Annotated in this window: 11 protein-coding genes; 10 read left to right on the top strand and 1 reads right to left on the bottom strand. The window is 67.0% G+C overall.

The window, feature by feature from the left end; translation table 11 throughout:
- Positions 1–282: 282 nt before the first annotated feature.
- Both ACYP5B_RS53045 and ACYP5B_RS53040 read left to right on the top strand, forming a co-directional pair.
- Positions 283–1,125 (top strand): AzlC family ABC transporter permease, encoded by an 843-nt coding sequence (locus ACYP5B_RS53045; protein WP_459575515.1) that lies wholly within the window; start codon positions 283–285, stop codon positions 1,123–1,125.
- On the top strand, positions 1,122–1,445 hold the full coding sequence (locus tag ACYP5B_RS53040; RefSeq protein WP_267605609.1) for an AzlD domain-containing protein: 324 nt from the start codon (positions 1,122–1,124) through the stop codon (positions 1,443–1,445). Before ACYP5B_RS53045 ends, ACYP5B_RS53040 begins: the two co-directional genes overlap by 4 nt.
- A gap of 42 nt (positions 1,446–1,487) precedes the next feature.
- Here the strand turns inward: ACYP5B_RS53040 and ACYP5B_RS53035 are convergent, their stop codons facing one another.
- A complete protein-coding gene (locus tag ACYP5B_RS53035; protein WP_400100046.1) occupies positions 1,488–2,624 on the bottom strand; it encodes a helix-turn-helix transcriptional regulator in 1,137 nt (378 codons plus the stop codon).
- Between the two features lie 361 nt (positions 2,625–2,985).
- Between ACYP5B_RS53035 and ACYP5B_RS53030 the strand changes: the two genes are divergently transcribed.
- The 8 genes from ACYP5B_RS53030 to ACYP5B_RS52995 all read left to right on the top strand — a co-directional run bounded on the left by ACYP5B_RS53030 (position 2,986) and on the right by ACYP5B_RS52995 (position 11,968).
- The gene (locus ACYP5B_RS53030) at positions 2,986–4,194 is read left to right on the top strand and encodes a phosphoglycerate kinase (protein WP_459575513.1); all 1,209 of its coding nucleotides are present in this window, start codon (positions 2,986–2,988) and stop codon (positions 4,192–4,194) included.
- Between the two features lie 32 nt (positions 4,195–4,226).
- Entirely contained in the window at positions 4,227–5,126 is a 900-nt protein-coding gene (locus tag ACYP5B_RS53025) for a DUF4349 domain-containing protein (RefSeq protein ID WP_318238289.1), read from the top strand.
- A 13-nt stretch (positions 5,127–5,139) separates the two neighbouring features.
- Positions 5,140–6,576 carry a pyruvate kinase gene (pyk, locus tag ACYP5B_RS53020; protein ID WP_267605612.1) on the top strand — a complete coding sequence of 479 codons (1,437 nt, stop codon included), beginning with the start codon at positions 5,140–5,142 and terminating at the stop codon, positions 6,574–6,576.
- A gap of 140 nt (positions 6,577–6,716) precedes the next feature.
- Positions 6,717–7,781, top strand: coding sequence for a class II fructose-bisphosphate aldolase (gene fba / locus ACYP5B_RS53015; RefSeq protein WP_267605613.1), 1,065 nt, complete (start codon positions 6,717–6,719; stop codon positions 7,779–7,781).
- A 176-nt stretch (positions 7,782–7,957) separates the two neighbouring features.
- Positions 7,958–8,866, top strand: a complete 909-nt coding sequence (locus tag ACYP5B_RS53010) for a phosphoribosylaminoimidazolesuccinocarboxamide synthase (RefSeq protein ID WP_400100039.1) — start codon at positions 7,958–7,960, stop codon at positions 8,864–8,866.
- 288 nt (positions 8,867–9,154) lie between these two features.
- Positions 9,155–9,652: a 5-(carboxyamino)imidazole ribonucleotide mutase gene (gene purE / locus ACYP5B_RS53005; protein WP_006158083.1), complete on the top strand. Its 498-nt coding sequence runs from the start codon at positions 9,155–9,157 to the stop codon at positions 9,650–9,652.
- Positions 9,653–9,702: 50 nt separating this feature from the next.
- Positions 9,703–10,947, top strand: coding sequence for a 5-(carboxyamino)imidazole ribonucleotide synthase (locus ACYP5B_RS53000; RefSeq protein WP_459575509.1), 1,245 nt, complete (start codon positions 9,703–9,705; stop codon positions 10,945–10,947).
- Positions 10,948–10,981: 34 nt separating this feature from the next.
- On the top strand, positions 10,982–11,968 hold the full coding sequence (locus tag ACYP5B_RS52995) for an L-threonylcarbamoyladenylate synthase (RefSeq protein ID WP_267605617.1): 987 nt from the start codon (positions 10,982–10,984) through the stop codon (positions 11,966–11,968).
- The last annotated feature ends 16 nt before the right edge of the window (positions 11,969–11,984 follow it).

Below are 11,984 nucleotides of genomic sequence, written 5' to 3'. Positions count from 1 at the left end.
GTTTAGGAAGAATAGGTCTTTCTTTCTTTTGTCTCCACCCTCTTTGCCGCGCAAAGAAAAGTGACCGGCAGCCCCCGCAGGGGGATGTCGTACGGCACTTGGGTGCAAAAGCCAACGCCGCAACAAAAACCGCAAAAACCCGCGCAAACCACCCCCAAAGCCCAACCCGCCCAACAACTGTTAAGCAACCACTTACCACCCCCTCCCACTCCCCCTATAATGCCCAATTCCCCCTAAGGGCTTTCCCGCCCGTGGCGGCAGCCATCCCCCCTATCTTCAGTTATGACATTCCGACCGCCCCAGGCACTGCTGCGTCCCTGGCATCGTTTTGCCCCGGCCGAGCGGGCCGGCTTTATCGAGGGGGCGCGGTATTTTGCGCCGTCCCTGCCTGCTGTGTTCTCCTGGGGGCTGGTGACCGGCGTGGCCATGAGCAAGTCGGTGATGAACGTGCCCGAGGCGATCGGCATGTCGTTGCTGGTCTATGCGGGCTCGGCCCAGTTGTCCGTGCTGCCGCTGTTTGCGGCGGGCCTGCCGTTGTGGACGGTGTGGCTGACCGCTGCCATCGTCAACCTGCGCTTCGTGATCTTCAGCGCGGGGCTGCAGCCGCATTTCAGCTACCTGCCACTGTGGCGCCGCACGCTGCTGGGGTCGTTCAACGGCGACCTGCATTTCGTCTACTTCATGCAGCGCTATGCCACGCCGGGCCATGAGCCGGGCAAGGAAGGGTACTTCTGGGGCATGGCGCTGACCAATTTCACCATGTGGCAGGTCTCGTCGATCATCGGCATCGTGCTGGCCAGCGCGTTCCCGGATAGCTGGGGCCTTGGGCTGGCCGGCACGCTGGCGCTGATTCCGGTGATGGTCACGACCATCCGCTCGCGTTCCACGCTGCTGGCGGTGGCGGTGGCTGCGACGCTGGCGCTGCTGTGCTTCGAGCTGCCTTACCGCCTCGGCCTGGTGGCGGCGGTGGTGGGGGCGATCGCCGCCGGCATGGCCAGCGACGAGCTCGCGGCCCGCGCGACCCTGCGCGGCATCCGCCGCCGCAAGGCGGAGCATGCCCCCGCGCAGGCAGCCTCTCAGTCAGCCTCTCAGTCAGCCTCCCCGGCTGCGGAGGACCGGGCATGAGCCATCTCGAGATCTGGATCGCGCTGGTCGGCATGGCGCTGGTGACCATCGTCACCCGTGCGCTGTTCCTGATGGCGGGCGAGCGCGTGACCGTGCCGGACCGCATCCAGCGCGCGCTGCGCTACGCGCCAGCGGCGGCGCTGGCGGCCATCATCTTGCCCGACCTGATGACCTGGCACGGGCATTTCACGCTGGCACCCAGCAACTACAAGCTGGTGGCCGGCGCGGTGGCGCTGGTGTTCTACCTGGCGACGCGCCGCATGGTGGGCATGATCGTGGCGGGCATGGCGGTCTATACCGGCCTGCGGCTGCTCGGCTGAGCCGGGGCCCGGCGTTCGCCGGGCCCCGGCGGCGCGATGCGGCTAGGCAGTGTCGCCGGGGCCGTCTTGCCCCTCGGGCCCGGGCCCAAGTGCCGTGCCCAGCTGGGTCAGCAGCCGCGTCAGGCGGGCCTGCGTGCTGGCGCCGGTCTTGAGGAATACCGCCTTGAGCTGGCTGCGCGCGGTTTCGTGCCGAACGCTCAGGCGCTCGCTCGCTTCGGGCAGGCCCATGCCGGTAGCCAACAGGCTGGCCAGGCGGATCTCGGCGGGCGTCAGGCCATAGACTTCGCGCAGCAACTGCGGGAGTTGCGCCGGCGTCTGCGCGTCTTCATGGATCACCACCAGCGCGGCGGGTTGCTGCCAGGGCAGCGCAAAGACGTGGGACGGCGGCAGCGGCAGCACGATCAGCTGCGCGCAGGCGCCGCTGGCATGGCGGGCGATGGCCGCACGCGCAGGCACCGTGCTGTGCGGCGCGCAGGCAGTGCTCACCAGGTCGGCCAGCGAGCGCGACAACTGCCACTCGCCGGACTTGCCGGCGGGGTCCAGCCGCCGCACCCAGCGCTCGCCGATGCCGTTGCTCAGCAATACGCGCCGCTCGGGCGAGAAGGCGATCACGCCGAACGACAGGCGCTCCAGGATCTGCGCTGACAACTGCGCCAGCCTCGACAGCCCGAGGGTGCGGTCGCGCATGGCCATGGCGCTGCGCATGTGGGGCAGCGCCCAGTCCAGCGCGCTGACGTCCGCCGGCGTGAAATTGCCTTGGGAGAACGAGCGCTGCAGCGCGAAATACACCTCGTAGTGGGGCTTTCGCTCGACCAGGCAGGCCGCGTAGGAGCACAGGTCGAAGCGGTGGAAGAAATCGCGGTAAAACGGGCTGCGCTGCATCGAGCCCTCGCCAAAATCGCGCGCATCGATGTACCACTCCCCGGGGGAGAGGTTATGGGCAAACAGCTTGCCCGGATCGAGTTCGTGGAACTCCTTCTCGTAAGCGCTGAACAGCTCCTGCACCGGGCGCACCATCTCGTTGACCGTCATCAGGTCCCGATCGGTATCGCGCACGATCATCGATGCGTGCGCGCTGCCTACGATGTTGCTCAGGGTGTTCAAACTTTGCTGCCAGGCCTGTGCGTCAAGAATCCCTTCATACAAGCCACGGATTGCCCCGTGCATGTCTTCGTTCATGATTACCCCTGCCTTCGCGACAACGGCGTTAGCCGTGCGGCGCCGACGCCGCTTCCCGTAAGCGCGTCCGGCACCCGTGCCTTGGGTCCCGTCTGAAGCGGGCCTCTGGCTATGTTTTTGCGTGCTTTTCTTGTACCAACTTGTGCATACAGTGCGCGCTTTGGCAGCAGCGTACGAGACCAAGCGTGATTGTCGCACCCCCCATTCAGGGGGTGCGTTGCAAGGATGTGGCACGCCGCCCGTTACATGTGGCGAATAGTACACCCACCGGCGGGTGCATCCGGGGCCCAATCCCGCAAAATGGCCCTTGCGATCAGGTAAAATGCCGATTTTCCCCGATTTTCGCTCTCCAGCCACCGCCATGACCTCTGTCCTGCGTCTTTCCGATCTCATCTCCCAAGGCAAAATTGCCGGCAAGCGGGTTTTTATCCGCGCCGACCTGAACGTGCCGCAGGATGACGCCGGCCAAATCACCGAAGACACCCGCATCCGCGCCTCGGTGCCTGCCATCGAGGCCTGCCTGCAGGCAGGCGCCGCCGTGATGGTGACGTCCCACCTGGGCCGCCCGACCGAAGGCGAGTTCAAGCCCGAGGATTCGCTGGCGCCCGTGGCCACGCGCCTCTCCGAGCTGCTCGGCAAGCCGGTCAAGCTCGTACAGAACTGGGTCGACGGCAACGGCGACGTCAGCGCGGTCAAGCCCGGCGAAGTGGTGCTGCTGGAAAACTGCCGCGTCAACAAGGGCGAAAAGAAGAACAGCGACGAACTGGCGCAGAAGATGGCCAAGCTGTGCGACGTCTACGTAAACGATGCCTTCGGCACCGCGCACCGCGCCGAAGCCACCACCCACGGCATTGCCAAGTACGCCCCCATCGCCTGCGCCGGCCCGCTGCTGGCCGCCGAGATCGATGCGCTGGGCAAGGCCCTGGGCCAGCCGGCGCGTCCGCTGGTGGCGATCGTCGCCGGCTCCAAGGTGTCCACCAAGCTGACCATCCTCAAGACGCTGGCCGGCAAGGTCGACAACCTGATCGTCGGCGGCGGCATCGCCAATACCTTCATGCTGGCTGCCGGCCTGAAGATCGGCAAGTCGCTGGCCGAGGCTGACCTGGTGGCCGATGCGCGCACCATCATCGACCTCATGGCCGCGCGCGGCGCCTCGGTGCCCATCCCCGTGGACGTGGTGTGCGCCAAGGAATTCAGCGCCACCGCTGTTGCCACCGTCAAGGACGCGAAGGACGTGGCCGACGACGACATGATCCTCGACATCGGCCCCAAGACCGCGCAGATGCTGGCGGACCAGCTCAAGCTGGCCGGCACCATCGTGTGGAACGGCCCGGTTGGTGTGTTCGAGTTCGACCAGTTCAGCAATGGCACCAAGGTGCTGGCGCAGGCCATCGCCGAGTCCAAGGCGTTCTCGATCGCCGGTGGCGGCGACACGCTGGCGGCCATCGCCAAGTACGGCATCGCTGACCAGGTGGGCTACATCTCCACCGGCGGCGGCGCCTTCCTGGAATTCCTGGAGGGCAAGAAGCTGCCCGCGTTCGAGGTGCTGGAACAGCGCGCCGCGGGCTGAGGGTGACAGGTTTGCGTGGGTTTGGCGCGGGCATGGCCGGCAAGCGTGGGCTGGCGGCGTTGCTGCTGGCGGCCTCGATGATGCTGGCCCTGGCCGCATGCGGCCGCCCGGGCGGCGGCGCGCCCGAGGGGCGTCCCCAGGCTGCCGCGTCGGTGGCGGGAATGCCCGCCGGCGAGCTGGCACGGGGTGGTGGTGGCGAGCAGCAGGAGGCGGAGCGCCGCTACCTGGCGCTGAAGTACGCGCTGACGGTGGAGAACGCCGCCGACGCGCTGGAGACTGGCTGGAAGAGCGTGGTGCAACGCTGCCAGGCGCTCGGCTGCGAGTTGCTGGAGGCGGCCTTCACCCGCAGCCGCGACGGTGCGCTGCCGCACGGCGAGCTGCGCGCGCGCATCGCGCCGAAAGCCTTGCCGGATCTGCTCAAGGCGGCCGAGCAGGGCGGCACGGTGGTGTCCAACGCGGTGTCGAGCGAGGACAAGACCGACCAGGTGATCGATGCCGAAGCCCGCATCAAGAACACCACCGAGCTGCGCGACCGCCTGCGCGCCATGCTGCAGAACGCGCGCGGCCCGCTGCGCGACGTGATCGAGCTGGAGCGCGAGCTGGCGCGCGTGCAGGGTGAGCTGGACACGATCAACGGACTGCGCAAGATGCTGGCGGCGCAAACCGACCGCAATGAGGTCCGCATCGACTTCGTCGCGCGCGAGACGTTCGTCAGCCGGCGCAAGGTGTCGCCGCTGCGCGACGCCGTGAGCGATATCGCCGAGTTGTTCCTCGGCAGCCTGGCCATGCTGATCCGCGTGGCCGCCGGCGCGCTGCCGTGGCTGCTGGTTGGTGTGCCGCTGCTGTGGTTCGCGCTGGCCTGGCGCCGGCGCCGCGCGGCGCGCAGGAAGCAAGCCGTGCCGGCGCCGCCGGGCGGCGCTGGCCCTCGATAAGGAAAATCAGTTCATGACCCGTTCCACCAAGATCGTCGCTACCATCGGCCCCGCTTCCAGCACGCTGGAAATCCTGACGCGCATGATCGCGGCCGGGGTCGACGTGGTGCGCCTGAACTTCTCCCACGGCAAGGCCGAAGACCACATCGAGCGCGCCCGCCTGGTGCGCGAGGCGGCCAAGGCCTGCGGCCGCGAAGTCGCCATCATGGCCGACCTGCAAGGCCCCAAGATCCGCGTCGGCAAGTTCGAAAACGGCAAGATCACGCTGAAGGTGGGCGAGCCCTTTATCCTCGACGCCACCTGCACCCTGGGCAACCAGGAACGCGCCGGCCTCGACTACGAGGACCTGCCGCGCGACGTCGGCCCGGGCGACCTGCTGCTGCTCAACGACGGCCTGATCGTGCTGGCGGTGGAGCGCGTGCTCGGCAACGAGATCTTCACCAAGGTGAAGATCGGCGGCGAGCTGTCCAACAACAAGGGCATCAACCGCCAGGGCGGCGGGCTGTCGGCGCCGGCGCTGACCGCCAAGGACATGGAAGACATCAAGACCGCCATGGCGTTGGGCGCGGACTATGTCGCGGTGAGCTTCCCGAAGAACGCCACCGATATGGAAATGGCCCGCCAGCTCGCCGCGGTGGCCGGCCAGCCGCACCAGCACAAGGCCCGCATGATCGCCAAGATCGAGCGCGCCGAGGCCATCCGTCCGGGCGTGCTCGAGGAAATCCTGCAAGCCTCCGACGGCATCATGGTGGCCCGCGGCGACCTCGCCGTGGAGGTGGGCAACGCGGCCGTGCCGGCGCTGCAAAAGCGCATGATCCGGCTGGCGCGCGAAGCCAACAAGCTGACCATCACCGCCACCCAGATGATGGAGAGCATGATCGTCAACCCGGTGCCCACGCGCGCCGAGGTGTCGGACGTGGCCAACGCCGTGCTGGATGGCACCGACGCCGTGATGCTGTCGGCCGAGACCGCCGCCGGCAGCTACCCGGTGGAGACGGTGGAAACCGTGGCCCTGGTATGCGTGGAGGCCGAGAAATCCGAGGTGGTCCAGCTCGACACCGATTTCCTGAACCAGACCTTTGGCCGCATCGACCAGTCGATCGCCATGGGCGCGCTGTTCACCGCCTATCATTTGCAGGTGAAGGCCATTGCCGCGCTGACCGATTCCGGCGCCACCGCGCTGTGGATGAGCCGGCATCGCATCCATGTGCCGATCTACGCGATGACGCCCAACCTGGCCTCGCAGCGCAAGATGCAGCTATACCGCAATGTGGTGCCGCTGCCGCTGGAAGCCAGCGCCGACCGCGACACCGCGCTGGAACAGGCCGAAGAACTGCTGCTGTCGCAAGGCGTGGTGCAGCGCGGCGACTTTATCGTGCTGACCATTGGCGAGCCGATGGGCCAGCCAGGTGGCACCAATACGCTGAAGATTGTCCGGGTAGGTGCCTGATATGTGCCGCGCCGGACAGACAGCCGGCGCCTGGGCGCTCAGCATCACTCCCGGAATAATCGCGTAGAGACGGTGTGCTACGCGAGCAAAACGATTACATGATTAAACGAGATACCCCATTCTTTCTTTAGGAGTTTGACATGCCACTCGTATCGATGCGCCAGCTGCTCGACCACGCCGCCGAAAACGGCTACGCGCTGCCCGCCTTCAACGTGAACAACCTGGAACAGGTACAGGCCATCATGCAGGCCGCCGACGAAGTCAATGCGCCGGTGATCATGCAAGCCTCCGCAGGCGCGCGCAAGTATGCCGGCGAGCACTTCCTGCGCCACCTGATCGAAGCCGCGGTGGAAGCCTACCCGCATATCCCGGTGGTGATGCACCAGGATCACGGCCAGTCGCCGGCGATCTGCCAGGCCGCGATCGACCTGGGCTTCTCCTCGGTGATGATGGACGGCTCGCTGCGTGAAGACGGCAAGACCCCGTCCGACTACGAGTACAACATCGACGTGACCCGCAAGGTGGTGCAGCTGTCGCACGCCATCGGCGTGACCGTGGAAGGCGAGCTCGGCTGCCTGGGCTCGCTCGAGACCGGCGAAGCCGGCGAAGAAGACGGCATCGGCGCCGAAGGCAAGCTGGACCACTCCATGCTGCTGACCGATCCCGAGCAGGCTGCCGACTTCGTCAAGGCCACCCAGCTGGACGCCCTGGCGATCGCCATCGGCACCTCGCACGGCGCCTACAAGTTCACCCGCAAGCCCACCGGCGACATCCTGGCGATCAACCGCATCAAGGAAATCCACGCCCGCATCCCCAACACCCACCTGGTGATGCATGGCTCGTCGTCGGTGCCGCAGGAGCTGCTGGAAGAAATCCGCCAGTTCGGCGGCGACATGAAGGAAACCTACGGCGTGCCGGTCGAGGAAATCCAGGAAGCCATCAAGTACGGCGTGCGCAAGATCAATATCGATACCGATATCCGCCTTGCCATGACCGGCGCGATCCGCCGCTTCTTTGCCGAAAACCCGAGCAAGTTCGACCCGCGCGAATACCTGAAGCCGGCCCGCGAAGCCGCCAAGCTGGTTTGCAAGGCACGCTACGTCGCCTTCGGCTGCGAAGGCCAGGCCGCCAAGATCAAGCCGGTCTCGCTCGCGGCCGTCGCGCAGAAGTACAAGTCGGGCGAACTCGCCCAGGTCGTGCAGTAAGCAGGACCCGTGCCGTCCCCGCCCCGATCCCGTCAAAAGGAGAGGTGCGGGGACGACGCTTTTCAGGCCCCGGCGCCGGAGCCTGAAAAGCGCTAACAAAATGAAGCGAAGCAGTTGTTCTGGCCCGACGCCAGAATCATTCTGTTAGTGCCTCCCATCGGAACCACCGAACCACCATGTCGAACGCTCTCTATCAGTCCTCCATCACTTCGCTGCCGCTGCTCGGCCACGGCAAGGTCCGCGACAACTACGCTGTCGGCGACGACAAGCTGCTGATCGTCACCACCGACCGCCTGTCGGCCTTCGACGTCATCCTGGGCGAGCCGATCCCGGCCAAGGGCCGCGTGCTCAACCAGATGGCCAACTTCTGGTTCAAGAAGCTGGCCCACATCGTGCCGAACCACGAAACCGGCATCGCCGCCGAGACCGTGGTGAGCCCGGCCGAGGTCGAGCAGGTGCAAGGCCGTGCCGTGGTGGTCAAGCGCCTCAAGCCGATCCTGGTGGAAGCCGTGGTGCGCGGCTACCTGGCAGGCAGCGGCTGGAAGGACTACCAGGCCACCGGCAGCGTGTGCGGCATCGAGCTGCCCGCCGGCCTGCAGAACGCGCAGAAGCTGCCCGAGCCGATCTTCACCCCGGCCGCCAAGGCCGAGATGGGCGAGCACGACGAGAACATCTCCTTTGCGGAAACCGAAGCCCGCATCGGCGCCGAACTGGCGCGCCAGATGCGCGACATCTCGATCCGCCTGTACAAGGAAGCGGCCGACTACGCCGCCACCCGCGGCATCATCATCGCCGACACCAAGTTCGAGTTCGGCCTGGACGAGAACGGCACGCTGACGCTGATGGACGAAGTGCTGACCGCCGATTCCTCGCGCTTCTGGCCCGCGGATTCGTACCAGGTCGGCACCAACCCGCCGTCATTCGACAAGCAGTTCGTGCGCGACTGGCTGGAAGCCGTGCGCATCGACGGCAAGCCCTGGCCCAAGACCGCCCCGGCGCCGGCACTGCCCGCCGACGTGATCGAGAAGACCGCCGCCAAGTACCGCGAGGCGCTGACGCGCCTGACCGGCGAGGAACTGCAGTAATTGTTGGGGCGGCGCAGGTGCTGGCCGAAGCCGGCAGGCGCGCCAATGCCGTTCGGAATGACGACGGTGTTGACTCCCTCTCCCCTCAGGGGGAGAGGGGCGGGGAGAGGGGTGGCTTAGCTAGGAGCCACTTCAAGCGAAGCCCGTGGTGTTTTCCAGCACGCAGGCGTAACGAGCGCCCGCCCTCTCCCCCAACTCCTCTCCCGCGCGCGGGAGAGGAGCGCAAAAAAACGCAAGGCGAAAGCTGGCGCAATCAATATGCGCCAGACTGATTTTTAAGGATTTAACGTGAGCAATACAGCCAAGCCGCTGGTCGGCGTTGTGATGGGCAGCAGTTCCGACTGGGACGTGATGCAGAACGCGGTCGCCATGCTGAAGGATTTCGGCGTGGCCTTCGAGGCACGCGTGGTCTCTGCCCACCGCATGGCCGACGATATGTTCGAGTACGCCGCCACCGCGCGCGAGCGCGGCCTGCGCGCCATCATCGCCGGTGCCGGCGGCGCTGCGCACCTGCCCGGCATGATCGCCGCCAAGACCATCGTGCCGGTGTTCGGCGTGCCGGTGCCGTCGCGCTACCTGCGCGGCGAGGACTCGCTGCTGTCGATCGTGCAGATGCCCAAGGGCGTGCCGGTTGCCACCTTCGCCATCGGCGAAGCGGGTGCCGCCAATGCCGCGCTGCACGCCATCGCCACGCTGGCCACCACCGACGACGCGCTGGCCGCCGCGCTGGAAGCGTTCCGCGCCAAGCAGACCGAAGCCGCCCGCGCCATGACGCTGCCGGTGTAAGACGCACGCACACCGACTAGCCCTAAGCCCCGAATCCGGAAAGACGCGCAATGCCCACCGATATCCATCCCCACCTGGTCGAAGCCCACACGCCGGAGTCGCGTGCCGAGTTCGGCATCGACAATCCCAGCGCGCCGGTGCTGCCCGGCGCCTGGCTAGGCATGCTGGGCGGCGGCCAGCTTGGCCGCATGTTCACCCATGCCGCGCAGTCGATGGGCTACAAGGTTTGCGTGCTCGATCCGGACCAGGACAGCCCGGCCGGCACGATCGCCGAGAAGCACATCTGCGCGGCCTATACGGATGAAACTGCGCTGGCCGAGATGGCCAAGCTATGCCCGGCGGTGACCACCGAGTTCGAGAACGTGCCCTCGCTCTCGCTCGACCGGCTCGAGCAGCTCGGCGCCTTCGTCGCGCCGCGCGGCTATTGCGTGTCGATCGCGCAGAACCGCATTGGCGAGAAGAAGTTCTTCGCCTCCTGCGCCGAGCGCACCGGCGTGCCCACCGCGCCGCACTGGGTGATCCAGCACGACGCCGACGTCGACCAGTTGCCCGAGCACCTGCTGCCCGGCATCCTCAAGACCGCGCGCATGGGTTACGACGGCAAGGGGCAGGCCCGCGTCAAGACCCGCGAAGACGTGCGCGCCGCCTGGCGCGCGATGCAGCACGTGCCGTGCGTGCTGGAGCAGATGCTGCCGCTGGCCTACGAGGTCTCGGTACTGGCCGCGCGCGCCGCGGACGGCACCACCGCTACCTGGCCGCTGGCCGAAAACGTGCACCGCGATGGGATCCTGTTCTCCACCGTGATGCCGTCCGCCAGCGTCTCCGACGAGATCGCCGCGCGCGCCCGCGCCGCCGCCGCCACCATCACCACCGAGATGGGCTATGTGGGCGTGCTGTGCATCGAGTTCTTCGTGCTGACCGACGGCTCGCTGGTCGCCAACGAAATGGCGCCGCGCCCGCACAACTCCGGCCACATCACCATGGACGCCTGCGAAACCAGCCAGTTCGAGCAGCAGGTGCGCGCCATGGCCCGCCTGCCGCTGGGCAGCACGCGCCAGCATTCGGCCGGCAAGATGCTCAACCTGCTGGGCGATGTGTGGTTCGAGTTCGGCCTGGAGCGCACGCCGGCCTGGGACGAAGTCGTGGCGCAACCGGGCGCCAAGCTGCACCTGTACGGCAAGAGCGATGCCCGCCCCTCGCGCAAGATGGGCCACGTGAATTGCGTGGGCGGCGAGGCAGCTGACGCCGAGCGCGCCTTCGACGCGGCCCTGACAGCGCTGCATATTGCGCCCTGATAGCTTCGTAGTAACGCCACCCAAGAGATTCCCGATGTCGCGCATGCCCACGTCCGCCGAACTTGACCAAGCGGTCCAACTGCTGGAGGCCGGCGAGCTGGTCGCCTTCCCGACCGAGACGGTCTATGGCCTCGGTGCCGACGCGGAGAACCCCGAGGCCGTCGCCCGCATCTACGCGGCCAAGGGCCGCCCGTCCAATCACCCGATCATCGTCCACGTGGTGGACGGCGGCGATATCAGCTACTGGGTGGACGACGTGCCGCCGGCCGCGCAAGCGCTGATCGACGCCTTCTGGCCCGGCCCACTCACGCTGATCCTCAAGCGCGCCGCGCATATCCCGGCGGCGGTTGCCGGTGGCCAGGACAGCATTGGCCTGCGTTGTCCCTCGCATCCGGTCGCGCAGGCGCTGCTTAGCCGCTTCAAGCGTGGCCGCGGCGGCATTGCCGCGCCGTCCGCGAACAAGTTTGGCCAGGTCAGCCCGACCACGGCGCAGCATGTGCGCGATGAGTTTGGCGACGCTGTCTTCGTGCTTGAAGGCGATGGCGTTGAGGTTGGCATCGAATCGACCATCGTCGACCTGTCGCGGCTGGAGCAGGGCATTGGCCCGGTATTGCTGCGCCCCGGCGCGATCACGCCGGCCATGATGGCGCAGGTGCTGGGCGTCACGCCGCTGCCGCCGGATGCCGCGGCGCCGCGCGCCTCAGGTACGCTGAAGGCGCACTATGCGCCGCATACGCCGTTGGGTTTGTGTTCTGCTGCGGATCTGCCTGCGCAACTGGTCGATTTGCCCGCCGACGCGCGAGTGGCGTGGGTTGGTGTTCAGGCTGCTGCTGATCCGCGGTGCGTTTGGGTGCAGGCGCCTGCCGATGCCGAGGGTTATGCGCGTGCGCTTTATAGCTTGTTGCGCAGGCTGGATGGGGATGGGTTTGCGCGGCTGGTGTTTGAGGCCTTGCCGGCTGGGCATGAGTGGGATGGGGTTAGGGATCGGTTGCAGCGGGCTGCTGCTGCGTTTGGGGGGTAAGGGGGGTAGGGGGGCG

It is taken from the genome of Cupriavidus sp. 8B (assembly GCF_054589115.1).
The sequence above is the reverse complement of the archived record's forward strand: the minus strand, read 5'-3'. Positions and strand labels throughout refer to the sequence as shown.

What these genes read in the sequence shown, in the direction of transcription:
- ACYP5B_RS53045 (WP_459575515.1), top strand. Translation starts at nt 283, where the DNA reads ATGACATTCCGACCGCCCCAGGCACTGCTGCGTCCCTGGCATCGTTTT.
- ACYP5B_RS53040 (WP_267605609.1), top strand. Translation starts at nt 1,122, where the DNA reads ATGAGCCATCTCGAGATCTGGATCGCGCTGGTCGGCATGGCGCTGGTG.
- ACYP5B_RS53035 (WP_400100046.1), bottom strand. Translation starts at nt 2,624, where the DNA reads ATGAACGAAGACATGCACGGGGCAATCCGTGGCTTGTATGAAGGGATT.
- ACYP5B_RS53030 (WP_459575513.1), top strand. Translation starts at nt 2,986, where the DNA reads ATGACCTCTGTCCTGCGTCTTTCCGATCTCATCTCCCAAGGCAAAATT.
- ACYP5B_RS53025 (WP_318238289.1), top strand. Translation starts at nt 4,227, where the DNA reads ATGGCCGGCAAGCGTGGGCTGGCGGCGTTGCTGCTGGCGGCCTCGATG.
- pyk (WP_267605612.1), top strand. Translation starts at nt 5,140, where the DNA reads ATGACCCGTTCCACCAAGATCGTCGCTACCATCGGCCCCGCTTCCAGC.
- fba (WP_267605613.1), top strand. Translation starts at nt 6,717, where the DNA reads ATGCCACTCGTATCGATGCGCCAGCTGCTCGACCACGCCGCCGAAAAC.
- ACYP5B_RS53010 (WP_400100039.1), top strand. Translation starts at nt 7,958, where the DNA reads ATGTCGAACGCTCTCTATCAGTCCTCCATCACTTCGCTGCCGCTGCTC.
- ACYP5B_RS53000 (WP_459575509.1), top strand. Translation starts at nt 9,703, where the DNA reads ATGCCCACCGATATCCATCCCCACCTGGTCGAAGCCCACACGCCGGAG.
- ACYP5B_RS52995 (WP_267605617.1), top strand. Translation starts at nt 10,982, where the DNA reads ATGTCGCGCATGCCCACGTCCGCCGAACTTGACCAAGCGGTCCAACTG.